This is a genomic window from Streptomyces sp. NPDC094034 (assembly GCF_040303865.1).
Taxonomy (GTDB): domain Bacteria; phylum Actinomycetota; class Actinomycetes; order Streptomycetales; family Streptomycetaceae; genus Streptomyces.
The window spans coordinates 65,365-80,855 of record NZ_JBEOUD010000041.1 but is presented as its reverse complement, the minus strand read 5'-3'; the positions used below and the strand labels follow the sequence as shown (position 1 = coordinate 80,855).

The following is a 15,491-nucleotide window of genomic DNA, read 5'->3' as shown; positions in this document are numbered from 1 at the left end:
GGGCCCCGCCCCCCCCCACCCCCCCGCCCGCGCCGCGGGCGCCCCCCCCCCCCCCCGGGTCCGCTGTTCAGGAGGTTCCCGAAGTCCGCCCGGAGCTCTCGGGGTCAGGCTGGGGGTCAGGACGCGCCGGGGCCGCGGCGAAGCTCCCAGAGAAGCAGTTCCGCCGAGGAGTTGACCGCCCACTCCACACCCGCGATGTCATCGCGCGCGGCGACGTACTGCTTGCCCTGCCAGAGCGGCAGCACCGGTACGTCGTCGGCGACGATGTCCTGGATCTGGCTGAAGGTCTGGGTCGCGGCGCTGCGGTCGGCCTCGCGGCGCGACTGCGGGATCAGCTCACCGCGCAGTCTGGTGTTGTTGTAGGGCGTGTTGAGGAAGTTGTCCTTGTCCAGGAAGGGCGCGATATAGCTGTCCGGGTCCGGGAAGTCGGGGAACCAGCCCATGCCGTAGACGGAGTAGTCACCCTTGATCTGGTTCGGACGGAAGACGCTCCACTCGGTGCCCTTGATGGAGACATCGAAGAGCTTGCTGCTGTTGAGCTGCTCCTTGAGGGTCTCGAACTCCTTCGCCGTCGCCTCGCCGTAGTGGTCGGTGGTGTAGTTCAGCGAGAGCTTCACGGGGGTCTGGATCCCGGCGTCCTCCAGGATGGCGGCGGCCTTGGGCAGATTGCGGTCGCCGTACTTGTTGAAGAACGAGTTGGTGTGCGTGGCGATGCTCGACGGGATGAGCGAGTACAGCGGCTCCGCCGTCGCGCCGTACACCTTGGTGACCAGGTCGCCGCGGTCGATGGTGTACGCCATGGCCTGGCGTACGGCCTTCTCCTTGACGGTCGGGGCGTCGGTGTCGAAGCCGAGGTAGCGGATCTCCAGCCCGGGCATCTCGGTGAGCTGGATGGTGTCCTTGGGGTTCTCGACCATCGCCTGGACCTGCTCGGGCGTCATCGCGCGGGTCATCACGTCGATGTCGCCCGCGTCGAGCGCCTTGCCCATGTCGTCCGCGTCCTTGAAGGGCTGTAGCTCGACCTTGTCGTTCTGGATGTTCAGGTCGCCCTTGTAGTCCGCGTTCTTGGTGAAGGTCGCCTTGGTGACGGTGTCGCCCTTGATCTCCGGCTGGAAGTTGTACGGGCCGGAGCCGGACACGTCGAAGCCCTTGCGCAGCTTCGTCGGCTCGTAGTCCTTCTTGCTGACGATGCCGGCGGGGGGCGTGGAGAGCTTGTACGGGAAGGTCGCGTCGGGCGTCTTGAGATGGAAGACGATCTCGCGGGCGCCGTCGCTCTCCATCGTGTCGATGTTGGTCAGCAGACCGGCCACACCGCTGGGGTCGTTGATCTTCAGGACCCGCTCGATGGAGTACTTCACATCGTCGGCCGTGATGGGGTCGCCGCCGGCGAACTTCAGCCCCTCACGCAGGGTGCAGCGGAAGCTCTCGTTCGCCCGGTCCGTGAACCCGCAGTTGGAGGCCGCTTCCGGGACCGGCTTGCCGCCACCGCGCGGAACGTGCATCAGCGTCTGGATGGTCTGGCGAAGGACGTTCCAGGAACCGGTGTCGTAGGCGGCGGCCGGGTCCAGCGGGGCTATGGCCTCTTCCGTCGCGACGTACTGGTCCGTGGTGCCCACGACAATGGCCTCGCCGCCGGAGCCACCGTCCGAGCCACCGCAACCGGCGAGCACGGGCGCAAGCAGGCCGATCACGGCCGACAGCGCCAAAGTCTTGCGGTTCATCCTGGACGTACTCCCTCATCCGGCACTGAGATACAGCGGTGCAAATGGGAGACTCCGCCGCGCCCACCCGTTCGGGGCAGATGCGATCGGGCCGGGATACAGGGCGATCGGTCCTGTGTGCGTGGCGACTTGGTGAGTCGTCGGGACACGTCGTTGAAGCGGCGAAGTACTCGCGACGAGATTAGTCGGAGGCTCCGGGAATGCCGGAACGGGCCCGATCTGAAACGTAATCACACAGTGATCGGAAATAGCGGCGCGTGGATATCCGGGCCGCGGAATGATACGCGCACCGGTCCATAAACCGGGGCACAAGGGCACAGGGAACCCCACCTCGGACCGGCGCGGAGCAGCCCTGCCCTCCCCTGTCGACGCCCGGGCGCGTGACAAAGGTCACTTCCATGGTGTTTGGAACCGGCTCGGATTGCGGTCGGCGAAGGTAACGGAAAATATCCGTGCCAATGCCGAGAGTTCCCGTTCGGCATTCCGTCGCGACGCTCAGTACGCGGTTCAGTGCCCGTGTGTCATCAAACCGCGCAGGAATACCAGATCGACCTCTTCGAGCGAGCCGACGACCGTGCGGCCGGCCGCCGGGGCGATCGGTGCGACGGAGGGTACGGCGACCACCCGGCACCCGGCGGCCTCGGCGGCGGCCACACCGGTGGCCGTGTCCTCGATGACGGCGCAGCGCGCCGGGTCGGCGCCCAGGCCCCGCGCCGCGAGCAGATACGGGTCGGGGTGCGGCTTGGTACGGGGCACCTCGTCGCCCGCCACGGTGAGCGCGAAGTTCTGGGGCCCGAGCGAGCCGAGCACCCGGTCGATGATGCGCCGGTGCGAGGCGGAGACCAGGGCGGTGGGCACCTCATGGGCGGCCAGTTCGGTGAGCAGCCGGTTCGCGCCGGGCATGAGGGGCAGGTCGCGCCCGATCCGGTCCTCGAAGCTGTCATTGAGCAGCACGGTCAGCTCGGCGAGGGTGATGGCGGCGCCGGTGGCCTCGATGAGGAAGCTCGCGCTGCGGGTCATGGGCCCGCCGACCACCACTTCGCGCCAGGTCTCGTCGAGGACGTGCCCGAGGGTCTTGAAGACCTCCACCTCGGCTTCCCACCAGAATCCCTCGGTGTCGACCAGGGTGCCGTCCATGTCGAGAAGGACAGCCTGAAGCGCGGAGCCTTCGGCCGTTCGGGTCAGGGACGCGGGGACCGTACTGGTCATCCGGCACACCTCCATGAGGGACGAGAAGGCCGGTCACCTTGCCCGCGGGGTTGCCCCTCCGGGACAGGCGACCGGCCTGCACTGGACCGATAAGTGTACGACTCGTCCGCCGCTCGCGCCGGTCGGGTCCTCCGTGGAGAGGTTCCGAGGTCCCGGCGCGAGCCGACAGGGGTGTGGGACAGGCGTCAGCGCGCGTTGAAGTACTTCGCCTCGGGGTGGTGGATCACGATGGCGTCGGTGGACTGCTCGGGATGGAGCTGGAACTCCTCCGAGAGCTCGACCCCGATGCGCTCCGGCTCCAGCAGCTCCGCGATCTTCGCGCGGTCCTCCAGATCGGGGCAGGCGCCGTAGCCGAGCGAGAAGCGGGCTCCCCGGTACTTCAGGGCGAACATGTCCTCGACCTCGGCCGGGTCCTCGCCGGCGAAGCCCAGCTCGGAGCGGACCCGGGCGTGCCAGTACTCGGCCAGCGCCTCGGCGAGCTGGACGGAGAGCCCGTGCAGCTCCAGATAGTCGCGGTAGGCGTTGGCCTCGAACAGCTCGGCGGTCGCCGCGCCGATCTTCGAGCCGACGGTGACGACCTGGAGGCCGACCACATCCGTCTCACCGGACTCCTCCGGGCGGAAGAAGTCCGCCAGGCAGAGGCGCCGGCCGCGGCGCTGGCGCGGGAAGGTGAAGCGGGTGCGCTCGGAACCGTCGTCGTTCAGCAGGATCAGATCGTCGCCCTTGGACACACAGGGGAAGTAGCCGTACACGACGGCGGCTTCCAGCATGTTCTGCGTGTGCATCTGCTCCAGCCAGCCGCGCAGATGGGGCCGGCCCTCGCTCTCCACCAGCTCCTCGTAGCTGGGGCCGCCCTTGCGGGCCTCCTTCAGCCCCCACTGGCCCTTGAAGAGCGCGCCCTCGTCCAGCCAGGACGCGTACTCCTTGAGCTGGATGCCCTTGACGACGCGGGTGCCCCAGAACGGGGGCGTCGGGACCGGATTGTCGACGGCGACGTCCGAGCGGACCGTGCCCTCCTCGGGCCGCTCCTCGACCTCCGCGGCCGGCCTGGCCTTGACCCGGCGCTGCTTCAGCTCGGGCAGGACGGCGCCGGGAACACCGCGCTTGACGGCGATCAGCGCGTCCATCAGCCGCAGGCCCTCGAAGGCGTCGCGCGCGTAGCGGACCTCGCCCTCGTAGATCTCGTGCAGATCCTGCTCGACATAGGCCCGGGTCAGCGCCGCGCCACCGAGGATCACCGGGTAGTCGGCGGCCATCTGACGCTGATTGAGCTCTTCCAGGTTCTCCTTCATGATCACGGTCGACTTCACCAGCAGACCGGACATGCCGATGACATCCGCCCGGTGCTCCTCGGCGGCCTCCAGGATCGCGGCGACGGGCTGCTTGATGCCCAGATTCACCACGTTGTAGCCGTTGTTGGAGAGGATGATGTCGACGAGGTTCTTGCCGATGTCATGGACGTCGCCGCGGACGGTGGCGAGCACGATGGTGCCCTTGCCCTCGTCGTCGCTCTTCTCCATGTGCGGTTCCAGATGGGCGACGGCGGTCTTCATGACCTCGGCGGACTGGAGCACGAACGGCAGCTGCATCTGGCCGGAGCCGAACAGCTCACCGACGACCTTCATGCCCTCAAGCAGGGTGTCATTGACGATGTCCAGCGCGGGCCGGGTCTCCAGGGCCTCGTTCAGATCGGCCTCCAGGCCGTTCTTCTCGCCGTCGATGATGCGGCGCTGAAGGCGCTCGTCCAGCGGCAGGGCGAGCAGTTCCTCGGCCCGGCCGTCCTTCATCGACTTGGCGTTGACGCCCTCGAACAGCTCCATGAGCTTCTGGAGCGGGTCGTAGCCCTCGCTTCGACGGTCGTAGATCAGGTCGTGCGCGGCCTTGACCTGCTCCTCCTCCAGACGCGCGATCGGCAGGATCTTGGAGGCGTGCACGATCGCCGAGTCCAGTCCGGCCTTGACGCACTCGTCGAGGAAGACCGAGTTCAGGACGATACGGGCGGCCGGGTTGAGGCCGAAGGAGATATTGGAGAGGCCCAGCGTGGTCTGCACCTCGGGGTGGCGGCGCTTGAGCTCGCGGATCGCCTCGATCGTGGCGATGCCGTCGCCCCGCGACTCCTCCTGGCCCGTGCAGATGGTGAAGGTCAGACAGTCGACGAGGATGTCCGACTCGCGGATGCCCCAGTTCGTAGTGAGGTCGGTGATCAGCCGTTCGGCGATGGCGACCTTGTGCTCGACGGTACGGGCCTGGCCCTCCTCGTCGATGGTCAGCGCGATGAGCGCCGCGCCGTGCTCCTTGGCCAGCTCGGTGACCTTCGTGAAGCGGGACTCGGGGCCGTCGCCGTCCTCGTAGTTGACGGAGTTGATCACGGCCCGGCCGCCCAGCTTCTCCAGGCCGGCCCGCAGGACGGGCAGCTCGGTGGAGTCCAGCACGATCGGCAGCGTGGAGGCGGTGGCGAACCGGCCGGCCAGCTCGGCCATGTCGGCGACGCCGTCCCGGCCGACATAGTCGACACAGAGGTCCAGCAGATGGGCGCCCTCGCGGATCTGGTCGCGGGCCATCTCCACACAGTCGTCCCAGCGGCCCTCCAGCATGGCCTCGCGGAACTTCTTCGAGCCGTTCGCGTTCGTCCGCTCGCCGATCGCCAGATACGAGGCGTCCTGGCGGAACGGCACCGTCTGGTAGAGGGAGGCGGCGCCCGGCTCGGGGTGCGGCTCGCGCTCGGTGAGCTCCTTCCCCCGCACCCGCTCGACCACCTGGCGCAGATGCTCGGGCGTCGTACCGCAGCAGCCGCCCACCAGCGACAGGCCGTACTCACGGACGAAGGTCTCCTGGGCGTCGGCCAGTTCCGCGGCCGACAGCGGGTAGTGCGCCCCGTCCTTGCCCAGGACCGGCAGGCCGGCGTTGGGCATGCAGGAGAGCGGGATCCGGGAGTGCCGGGCGAGATAGCGCAGGTGTTCGCTCATCTCGGCGGGGCCGGTGGCGCAGTTCAGCCCGATCATGTCGATGCCGAGGGGCTCCAGCGCGGTCAGGGCCGCGCCGATCTCCGAGCCGAGGAGCATCGTGCCGGTCGTCTCGACCGTGACCGAGCAGATGATCGGCAGATTCGTTCCTGTGGCGGCCAGCGCGCGACGGGCGCCGAGGACGGCGGCCTTGGTCTGGAGCAGGTCCTGTGTGGTCTCCACCAGCAGTGCGTCGGCGCCGCCCGCGATCATGCCCTCGGCGTTCTGCTGGTAGGCGTCGCGCAGGGTGAGATACGGGGCGTGGCCCAGGGTCGGCAGCTTCGTACCCGGTCCCATCGAGCCCAGCACCCAGCGCTGCTGCCCGGTGGAGACGGTGAACTCGTCCGCGACCTCCCGGGCGATCCTGGCGCCGGACTCGGCGAGCTCGAAGACCCGCTCGGGGATGTCGTACTCCGCGAGGGCCGCGTAGTTCGTGCCGAAGGTGTTCGTCTCCACACAGTCGACACCGACCGAGAAGTACTCCTCGTGGACCGAGCGGACGATGTCCGGTCGGGTCACATTCAGGATCTCGTTGCAGCCTTCCAGGTTCTGGAAGTCCTCCATCGTCGGATCCTGTGCCTGGAGCATCGTGCCCATCGCGCCGTCGGCGACCACCACGCGGGTGGCGAGCGCCTCGCGGAGGGCTTCGATACGGGTTCGGCTGTCGGTGGACGGGCTCGGCGACGAGGCCATGAAAGTACTCCCGGGGCTGCGACGGCTGTCGGCTTTGCGCCCGCTGGAGCAGGGCGCACCCGGCCAGCGTAGCCGGGCGGGCCCCGTTACGGTGCGGCATCCCAGCGGGCGGACGGCATCCTGTCCACGGAAAGATCCGGGGCGCGCGGTCTTGACAGATCCTCTCGATGGAGAGAGAAGGTCGGCATCGACCGATAGTGTTCAGCATTGTCGAACGTAGTGGAGGTCCGGGTCCGATGGCGAAGAACATCCAGTCGCTGGAGCGGGCGGCGGCGATGCTGCGGCTGCTCGCGGGTGGCGAGCGCCGGCTCGGCCTGTCCGAGATCGCGTCCTCGGTAGGGCTGGCCAAGGGCACCGCGCACGGCATCCTGCGCACGCTCCAGGCGGAGGGCTTCGTCGAACAGGACGCCGCCTCGGGCCGCTATCAGCTGGGGGCCGAGCTGCTGCGTCTGGGCAACAGCTATCTGGACGTGCACGAGCTGCGCTCCCGCGCCCTGGTGTGGACGGACGATCTGGCCAGGTCCAGCGGCGAGAGCGTCCATCTGGGGGTCGTGCACCAGCAGGGCGTCCTGATCGTCCACCATGTCTTCCGCCCGGACGACAGCAGGCAGGTGCTGGAGGTGGGCGCCATGCAGCCGCTGCACTCCACCGCGCTGGGGAAGGTGCTCTCGGCGTACGACCCGGTGGCGCACACCGAGGCGGTGGAGGGCGAGCGTACGGACTTCACCGCGCGAACCGTCACCGGTCTGGCGGAGTTCGAATCGGTGCTCGAACTGACCAGGGCGCGCGGCTGGGCCGCCGATGTCGAGGAGACCTGGGAGGGCGTGGCCGCGGTGGCCGCCCCCATTCACGACCGGCGACGGATGCCGGTGGGCGCCATCGCCATCACCGGCGCCGTGGAGCGGCTCTGCCCGGCCGGCGAGCTGCGCTCCGAACTGGTCGCGGCGGTCCGTGAATGCGCCCGCGCGGTGTCCAGGGACATCGGCGCCGGGCGGTTTTGAACCGAATGCCGGATCATCGGTACTGATCGAGGTTTCGGCCACTGAACCCTTGACGATGCTGCATCACAGGACAAAACTGCCGTTCAACGGTCGGCATTGTCGAACACTTACCGGCAATACGAGTTAGTGTGTGACAACGCCAAGGGCCGTCAGCCCTCGCCCGAGGGCGCGGACCACTGGTGTGAGCCGGCGGTTTGTCTTTCCCTGGACGAAGGAGTCTCGGGTGTCCAACTTCGACATCTTCATAGGTGAGGTCACGGGCACCGCCCTGCTGATCCTCCTCGGTGGCGGCGTGGTCGCAGGCGTCGTACTCAAGCGCTCCAAGGCACAGAACGCGGGCTGGCTCGCCATCAGCTTCGGCTGGGGCTTCGCGGTCATGGTCGGCGCGTATCTGTCGGCTCCCCTCTCCGGCGCTCTGCTCAACCCCGCGGTCACTCTTGGTCTCGCGATCGAGGGCGGCGTCAAGTGGGGCGATGTCCCGCTCTACGTCGGCTCCCAGATGCTGGGCGCGATGATCGGCGCCTTCCTGGTCTGGGTGGCCTACATGGGCCAGTTCAAGGCTCATCTGACGGACCCGGACATCCTCGCGGCGCAGCCCGCGGTCGAAGGGCTCGTGGACCAGAAGACGGCTCCTGGCGCGGGACCCGTGCTCGGCGTCTTCTCCACAGGACCCGAGGTCCGGAACGTACTGCAGAACGTACTGACCGAGATCATCGCCACATTCGTCCTGGTCATCGCGATCCTCACGCAGGGATTGAACAACTCGGGCAACGGCCTCGGCACGCTCGGTGTCCTGATCACCTCATTCGTCGTGGTGGCCATCGGTCTCTCCCTGGGCGGCCCCACCGGGTACGCCATCAACCCGGCCCGGGATCTCGGCCCCCGTATCGTGCACGCGCTCCTGCCACTGCCCAACAAGGGCGGCTCCGACTGGACGTACGCCTGGATCCCGGTGGTCGCGCCCCTGATCGGCGCGGCGCTGGCGGGCGGTTACTACAACTGGGCCCTCGCGTAAGCCCCCTCCACCCCCGCATCGAACAGGAGCAGACACCGTGAGCGACACCATCACCACCGGAACCTCCTCCCACGGGACGGGGCCGTTCATCGCGGCCATCGACCAGGGCACCACCTCCAGCCGCTGCATCGTCTTCGACCGGGACGGCCGCATCGTCGCGGTCGACCAGAAGGAGCACGAGCAGATCTTTCCCAAGCCGGGCTGGGTGGAACACAACGCCAAGGAGATCTGGACGAACGTCCAGGAAGTCGTGGCCCGGGCCATCGAGAAGGCGGGCATCACCTCCGCCGACGTCAAGGCCATCGGCATCACCAACCAGCGCGAGACCACGCTGCTCTGGGACAGGAACACCGGCGAGCCCGTTCACAACGCCATCGTCTGGCAGGACACCCGCACCGACGCGCTCTGCCGGGAGCTGGGCCGCAATGTCGGCCAGGACCGCTTCCGCCGCGAGACGGGCCTGCCGCTGGCGAGCTACTTCGCGGGGCCCAAGGCCCGCTGGCTGCTCGACAATGTCGAGGGGCTGCGCGAGCGCGCCGAGCGCGGCGACATCCTCTTCGGCACCATGGATTCCTGGGTCATCTGGAATCTGACCGGCGGCACCGACGGCGGTGTGCATGTCACGGACGTCACCAACGCCTCCCGCACGATGCTGATGAATCTGCACACCATGGCGTGGGACCCGAAGATCCTGGACTCGATGGGGGTGCCGGCCGCGATCCTGCCGGAGATCCGCTCCTCCGCCGAGGTGTACGGAAACGCCAAGGGCGGCGCTCTGGACGGCGTCCCGGTCGCCTCCGCGCTCGGCGACCAGCAGGCGGCGCTGTTCGGCCAGACCTGTTTCGCCGAGGGCGAGGCCAAGTCGACGTACGGCACCGGCACCTTCATGCTGATGAACACCGCGCACAAGCCGGTCAACTCGTACAACGGCCTGCTGACGACCGTCGGCTACCGCATCGGGGACCAGCAGGCGGTGTACGCGCTGGAGGGCTCCATCGCCGTGACCGGCTCGCTGGTGCAGTGGATGCGTGACCAGATGGGCCTGATCAACTCCGCCGCCGAGATCGAGACCCTGGCGTCGTCGGTCCAGGACAACGGCGGCGCCTACTTCGTCCCCGCCTTCTCCGGTCTCTTCGCCCCGCACTGGCGCCCCGACGCCCGCGGGGTGATCGCCGGTCTGACCGGCTATGTGACCAAGGCGCACATCGCCCGCGCGGTGCTTGAGGCCACGGCCTGGCAGACCCGCGAGATCAGCGACGCCATGACCAAGGACTCCGGCGTCGAGCTGACCTCGCTCAAGGTCGACGGCGGGATGACCTCCAACAATCTGCTGATGCAGACGCTCTCCGACGTCCTCGACGCACCCGTGGTGCGCCCGATGGTCGCCGAGACGACCTGCCTCGGCGCCGCCTACGCCGCGGGGCTGGCCGTGGGCTTCTGGCCGGACACCGACGCGCTGCGCGCCAACTGGCGCCGGGCCGCCGAGTGGACGCCCCGGATGGACGCGGGCACTCGCGACCGTGAGTACAAGAACTGGCTCAAGGCAGTCGAGCGCACCATGGGCTGGCTCGACGACGACAGCAGCTGACCATCCGTCAGCTCACTCGCCGGTGAGCCGGTGAGATCCGAAGAGGAGTGAAGAATGAGCACCCTGCAGCGCGTTCCCGCACTGGGGACGCACCCGGCCGGCGGTTCCCTGCCGACCCGCGCCGAGACCCGGGATCAACTGTCCAACGCGACGTACGACCTCCTGGTGATCGGCGGCGGCATTCTGGGCATCTCCACCGCCTGGCATGCCTCCCAGTCGGGACTGCGGGTGGCCCTGGTGGACGGCGGCGACTTCGCCGGCGCCACGTCGTCCGCCTCCTCGAAGCTGCTCCACGGCGGGCTGCGCTATCTACAGACCGGCGCGGTGAAGCTGGTGGCGGAGAACCACTTCGAGCGCCGTGCGGTGTCCCGGCAGGTGGCACCGCATCTGGCCAATCCGCTCACCTTCTATCTGCCGGTCTACAAGGGCGGACCGCACGGCGCGGCGAAGCTCGGCGCGGGCGTCTTCGCCTACTCCGCGCTCTCCGCGTTCGGTGACGGTGTCGGCCATGTGATCAGCCCGGCCAAGGCGCGGCAGGCCGTGCCGGAACTGCGCACGGACAATCTGAAGGCCGTGGCCGTCTACGGCGACGACCAGATGAACGACGCGCGGATGGCGCTGATGACCGTCCGCGCCGCCGTCGACTCGGGCGCCACCGTCCTCAACCACGCCGAGGTCACCGGATTGCGCTTCACCCAGGGGCGGGTGACAGGAGCCGACCTCAGGGACCGGATGGACGGTACGGAGTTCGGCGTCGACGCCCGGCTCGTACTCAACGCCACCGGCCCCTGGGTCGACCATCTGCGGAAGATGGAGAACCCGGACGCCGCGCCCTCCATCCGGCTCTCCAAGGGCGCGCATCTGGTGCTCAGGCGCACCGCCCCGTGGAAGGCCGCGCTCGCGACCCCGATAGACAAGTACCGCATCACCTTCGCCCTCCCCTGGGAGGACATGCTGCTGCTCGGAACGACCGACGAGGCGTACGAGGGCGATCCCGGGGACGTCGCGGTCACCGAGAAGGACATCCACCAGATCCTGGACGAGGCGGCGTTCTCGGTCCGCGACCAGCAGCTGACCCGTGATCTGATCACCTACTCCTTCGCGGGTCTGCGGGTGCTGCCGGGCGGTCCCGGCGACACCTCCAAGGCCAAGCGCGAGACGGTGGTGACCGAGGGCCGCGGCGGCATGCTGTCGGTCGCCGGCGGCAAGTGGACGACGTTCCGCCATATCGGGCGTACGGTGCTCGCCAAGCTGGAGTCCCTGCCCGGCCACCCCCTCGGACAGGGCATGGAGCCCGTCTCCCGGCTGCCGAAGAAGCTGCCGCTGCCGGGGATCGCCAGCCCGAACGCGGTCGCGCACCGGCTGCTGATCGACGGCGGCGGCAGTGGCCCGTCGATGGCGGTGGACACCGCCCGCCATCTCGCCACCCACTACGGCTCGCTGGCCTTCGACATCGTGCGGCTGGCGAACGAGTACCCGGCGCTGGGCGAGCGGATCCACCCGGACGCGCCGGAGATCTGGGCACAGGTCGTCTACGCCCGGGACCACGAGTGGGCCGAGACGGTGGACGACGTACTGCGCCGCCGTACGACGCTGACGATCCGCGGCCTGGACACGGCGGACATCCGCTCCCGGGTCGAGGCTCTGCTCGCCGAACGGCACTGAGCGGCACCGAGCGGCACTGAGCGGCGCCGAGCGGATATCCGTACGCGTTGATCCGTACGCGTTGAGGGGCGCCCCCTGCCGGGGTGCCCCTCCTCGGCCTTCGGGGACGCATAATGGGGGCCGATACATCGGATGTATGGAGGTCGCCCATGGCTGTCACCGACGAGGCCATCGAGAAGATCAAGGGAATGATCGTCTCCGGCGCGCTGCGCCCGGGCGACCGGCTGCCCAAGGAGAGCGAGCTCGCCGCCGAGCTCGGGCTGTCCCGCAACTCGCTGCGCGAGGCGGTGCGCGCCCTGTCGCTGATCCGCATCCTCGACGTACGGCAGGGCGACGGCACGTATGTGACCAGCCTCGATCCCCAGCTGCTGCTGGAGGCGCTCAGTTTTGTCGTGGACTTCCACCGGGACGACACGGTGCTGGAATTCCTGGCCGTACGGCGCATCCTGGAGCCGGCCGCCACCGCGATGGCGAGCACCCGGATAACCGAGGCCGAACTCGACTCGCTGAGCGCCCAGTTGGACGCTCTGGGCGAGCGGCCCTCGGTGGAGCAGCTGGTCGCCGCCGATCTGGAGTTCCACCGGGGGATCGTGCAGTCGTCGGGCAACTCGGTGCTCTGCTCGCTCCTGGACGGGCTCTCCGGGCCCACCACCCGGGCCAGGATCTGGCGCGGGCTGACCCAGGAGGACGCGGTCAGCCGTACGCTCCACGAGCACCGGGCGATCCTGGCGGCGCTCAGGGACCGGGACGCCGAAGCGGCCCGGTCCTGGGCGACGGTCCATATCGCGAGTGTGGAGATGTGGCTGAGATCCACCCTCTGAGGTCCCGCACCGGGGCCCGCCCGCCAAGTCTCCTGCGAGGCGGGCCCCGGCGGGTCAGTCCTGCTTCTCGCCGCTCGCGAAGCGCGAGATGACCAGCGCGACGATGATGATCGCGCCGTTCAGGAACTGGTTCCAGAGCGCGGGCACACCCCCGAGCGTCATCACATTGACCACCAGCTGAAGGGTCAGCACCCCGGTCAGCGCCCCGAAGAGCGTGCCGCGCCCGCCCTTCAGACTGATGCCCCCGATCACCGCGGCGGCGAAGACCTGGAAGATCCAGCCATTGCCCTGGGTGGCCGCGACCGAGCCGTAGTGGCCGGTGTAGAGGATGCCCGCGAAGGCCGCGAGCAGCCCGCCGACGGCGAGCACGATCCAGGTGATCCGGTCCACCCGGATCCCGGCGGCGCGGGCCGCCTCCGGGTTGCCGCCGATGGCGTACAGCGAACGGCCGTGCCGCAGCCAGGCCAGCGCCGCGCCGCCGATCGCGAAGAGCGCCAGACAGATCCAGACGGCGGCGGGGGCGCCCAGCCAGTCGGTCTTGCCCAGATACCGGAAGGACTCCGGGACATCGGTGATCGACTTGCCCTCGGTGATGCCGATATGGAGTCCGCGCAGCATGGTGAGCATGCCGAGGGTGGCGATGAAACCGTTGACGCGCAGCTTCAGCATCAGGAAGCCGTTGACCACGCCGATGGCCATACCGACCAGCAGACAGGCGGGGATGGCCATCCAGATCGGCAGCAGGTCGAGCCCGGCGAACCGGCCGCCCTCGGAGGGCAGTACCAGCCACATCGCGATGACCGGCGCGATCCCGATCGTCGACTCCAGCGACAGGTCCATCCGGCCGCAGATCAGGATCAGCGCCTGGCCGAGCACCAGCAGACTCAGCTCGGAGGACTGCTGGACGACGCTGATCAGATTGCTGGAGGTGAGGAAGACCGGCGAGACGATGAAGCCGATCACCATCAGCACCAGGATCACCGGCACCAGCGAGAAGTCGCTCCACCGGATGAGCCGGAGCCGGTTCAGCGGGCTCGCGCCGTCGGCCTCCCCGGCCACCGGCGGACGCATCGTCTCGGTCATTCCCGCTCCCCCACACCTTCCATGGCGGCGACCAGTTCCCGGTCGGTCCACCCACTTCCGAACGAAGCCACCACACGCCCGTGGAACAGGGCGAGTACCCGGTCGCACACCCGCAGATCGTCCAGCTCGTCCGAGACGATCACGGCCGCGCTGCCCTCGTCCGCCACCCTGCGCACCACGCCGAGCAGCGAGTCCTTCGATTTGACGTCGACGCCCGCCGTGGGCCGCAGGGCGATCAGCGCGCTGGGTCCGCGCGCCAGGGCGCGGGCGACGACGACCTTCTGCTGATTGCCGCCGGACAGCCCCGAGACCGGCTGTTCCGGGCCTTGGGTCTTGATGTCCAGCGACGTGATCATGGCTCTGGCGAACTCCCTGGTCCGCGAGGGCAGTACGGTCCCCCACGGGCCGAGTTGGTCGGTGACCGTGAGCGTGGCGTTCTCGGCGACGCTGCGGTCCAGGACGAGCCCCTGACGGTGCCGGTCCTCGGGGATGTACCCGATGCCCGCGTCCAGCGCGTGCGGAACGCTGCCCGGCCGTACCGTGCGGCCGCGTACGGAGATCCGTCCCGAGGTCGCCGTACGCATCCCGGCGAGCGTCTCGCCGAGCGCGGTGTTGCCGCTGGCCGCGGCTCCGGCCAGACCCAGCACCTCACCGGGCAGCACGGCGAGATCCAGCGGCTCGAACTCGCCCTCCAGCGCCAGCGCTTCGGTCTTCAGCACGGGCTCGGCGGTAGTGTCCTTCGCGTCCGACGGGCCGGTCGCGTCCGCGCGCGCGGCGTGCCAGGCGGTGGCCGTCCCCGCGGACTCGCCGGTCATCGCCGTCACCAGCTCCGCCTTGGACAGCTCGGCGACCGGAGCGGTCAGCACATGGCGGGCGTCCCGGTAGACCGTGACGGCGGTGCACAGTTCGTACACCTCCTGGAGATGGTGGGAGATGAAGAGGAACGCCACGCCCTGGCCGCGCAGTTCCCGCAGCTTGTCGAAGAGCCGCTGGATGCCCCGCGCGTCGAGCTGCGCCGTGGGCTCGTCCAGGATGATGAGCCGGGCGCCGAAGGACAGCGCCCGCGCGATCTCGACGAACTGCCGCTGCTCCACGGGGAGATCCTTGGCGCGGGCGTCGGGGTCGACATCGACCCCGTACCCGGCCAGCAGTTCGCGTGCCTGCCCGCGCAGCCGCCGCCAGCTGATGAGGCGGCGGGCGCCCGGCCCGGCTCCCCGCACCCCGTAGTCGTTGAGGAACAGGTTCTCCGCGACGGTCAGATCAGGTACGACCATCGACTTCTGGTAGACACAGGCGACCTTGGACTGCCAGGCCGTGGTGTCCCCGAAGGCGGGCGCGGGCTCGCCGCCGAAGGTCACCTCGCCCGCGTCCGGTCTGTGCAGCCCGGTGAGGACGCTGACCAGGGTGGACTTGCCCGCGCCATTACGACCGACGAGCGCGTGGGACTCGCCGGGCCGTACGGTGAGCCGGACACCGTCGAGCGCCACGGTGGGACCGAAGCGCTTGACGATGCCTTCCGCGTGGACCGCGGCGGGGGCCCGCTGCTGCTGTTCCATGGCTAGGGCCTTTCGTTTGGATCTGGCCGGACAGGACCTAGGGCCTTTCGTTCGGATCTTGCCGGGCTCGCGTGCCCTGGCACCGCGCCTCGCCGCGTTGTCGTCAGTCGCCATGGCTCCGCCATGGCTCCCTCCTC

At 69.0% G+C, this 15,491-nt stretch carries 10 protein-coding genes; 5 read left to right on the top strand and 5 right to left on the bottom strand.

Annotated elements, in window-relative coordinates; translation table 11 throughout:
• Positions 1-116 precede the first annotated feature (116 nt).
• The 3 genes from ABTZ59_RS29195 to metH all read right to left on the bottom strand — a co-directional run bounded on the left by ABTZ59_RS29195 (position 117) and on the right by metH (position 6,625).
• On the bottom strand, positions 117-1,721 hold the full coding sequence (locus ABTZ59_RS29195) for an ABC transporter substrate-binding protein (protein ID WP_351419633.1): 1,605 nt from the start codon (positions 1,719-1,721) through the stop codon (positions 117-119).
• A gap of 507 nt (positions 1,722-2,228) precedes the next feature.
• Positions 2,229-2,930 carry an HAD family hydrolase gene (locus ABTZ59_RS29190; RefSeq protein WP_351419632.1) on the bottom strand — a complete coding sequence of 234 codons (702 nt, stop codon included), beginning with the start codon at positions 2,928-2,930 and terminating at the stop codon, positions 2,229-2,231.
• Between the two features lie 185 nt (positions 2,931-3,115).
• A complete protein-coding gene (gene metH / locus ABTZ59_RS29185) occupies positions 3,116-6,625 on the bottom strand; it encodes a methionine synthase (RefSeq protein ID WP_351419631.1) in 3,510 nt (1,169 codons plus the stop codon).
• Positions 6,626-6,861: 236 nt separating this feature from the next.
• Between metH and ABTZ59_RS29180 the strand changes: the two genes are divergently transcribed.
• The 5 genes from ABTZ59_RS29180 (at position 6,862) to ABTZ59_RS29160 (ending at position 12,715) form a co-directional block, all read left to right on the top strand.
• Entirely contained in the window at positions 6,862-7,626 is a 765-nt protein-coding gene (locus ABTZ59_RS29180; protein WP_351419630.1) for an IclR family transcriptional regulator, read from the top strand.
• A 223-nt stretch (positions 7,627-7,849) separates the two neighbouring features.
• Positions 7,850-8,641 (top strand): MIP/aquaporin family protein, encoded by a 792-nt coding sequence (locus ABTZ59_RS29175; RefSeq protein ID WP_249951166.1) that lies wholly within the window; start codon positions 7,850-7,852, stop codon positions 8,639-8,641.
• 37 nt (positions 8,642-8,678) lie between these two features.
• The gene (gene glpK / locus ABTZ59_RS29170) at positions 8,679-10,229 is read left to right on the top strand and encodes a glycerol kinase GlpK (protein ID WP_351419629.1); all 1,551 of its coding nucleotides are present in this window, start codon (positions 8,679-8,681) and stop codon (positions 10,227-10,229) included.
• A gap of 54 nt (positions 10,230-10,283) precedes the next feature.
• Positions 10,284-11,894 (top strand): glycerol-3-phosphate dehydrogenase/oxidase, encoded by a 1,611-nt coding sequence (locus ABTZ59_RS29165; RefSeq protein WP_351419628.1) that lies wholly within the window; start codon positions 10,284-10,286, stop codon positions 11,892-11,894.
• A 149-nt stretch (positions 11,895-12,043) separates the two neighbouring features.
• Entirely contained in the window at positions 12,044-12,715 is a 672-nt protein-coding gene (locus tag ABTZ59_RS29160) for a FadR/GntR family transcriptional regulator (protein ID WP_249951169.1), read from the top strand.
• Positions 12,716-12,769: 54 nt separating this feature from the next.
• On the opposite strand, the gene ABTZ59_RS29155 is transcribed toward ABTZ59_RS29160, so the two are convergent.
• Both ABTZ59_RS29155 and ABTZ59_RS29150 read right to left on the bottom strand, forming a co-directional pair.
• Entirely contained in the window at positions 12,770-13,798 is a 1,029-nt protein-coding gene (locus tag ABTZ59_RS29155) for an ABC transporter permease (protein WP_351419627.1), read from the bottom strand.
• The gene (locus ABTZ59_RS29150) at positions 13,795-15,354 is read right to left on the bottom strand and encodes a sugar ABC transporter ATP-binding protein (protein ID WP_351419626.1); all 1,560 of its coding nucleotides are present in this window, start codon (positions 15,352-15,354) and stop codon (positions 13,795-13,797) included. The genes ABTZ59_RS29155 and ABTZ59_RS29150 overlap by 4 nt, the downstream gene beginning before the upstream one ends.
• Positions 15,355-15,491 lie beyond the last annotated feature (137 nt).

Coding starts and splice junctions, on each gene's coding strand:
- ABTZ59_RS29195 (WP_351419633.1), bottom strand. CDS start 1,721: ATGAACCGCAAGACTTTGGCGCTGTCGGCCGTGATCGGCCTGCTTGCG.
- ABTZ59_RS29190 (WP_351419632.1), bottom strand. CDS start 2,930: ATGACCAGTACGGTCCCCGCGTCCCTGACCCGAACGGCCGAAGGCTCC.
- metH (WP_351419631.1), bottom strand. CDS start 6,625: ATGGCCTCGTCGCCGAGCCCGTCCACCGACAGCCGAACCCGTATCGAA.
- ABTZ59_RS29180 (WP_351419630.1), top strand. CDS start 6,862: ATGGCGAAGAACATCCAGTCGCTGGAGCGGGCGGCGGCGATGCTGCGG.
- ABTZ59_RS29165 (WP_351419628.1), top strand. CDS start 10,284: ATGAGCACCCTGCAGCGCGTTCCCGCACTGGGGACGCACCCGGCCGGC.
- ABTZ59_RS29160 (WP_249951169.1), top strand. CDS start 12,044: ATGGCTGTCACCGACGAGGCCATCGAGAAGATCAAGGGAATGATCGTC.
- ABTZ59_RS29155 (WP_351419627.1), bottom strand. CDS start 13,798: ATGACCGAGACGATGCGTCCGCCGGTGGCCGGGGAGGCCGACGGCGCG.
- ABTZ59_RS29150 (WP_351419626.1), bottom strand. CDS start 15,354: ATGGAACAGCAGCAGCGGGCCCCCGCCGCGGTCCACGCGGAAGGCATC.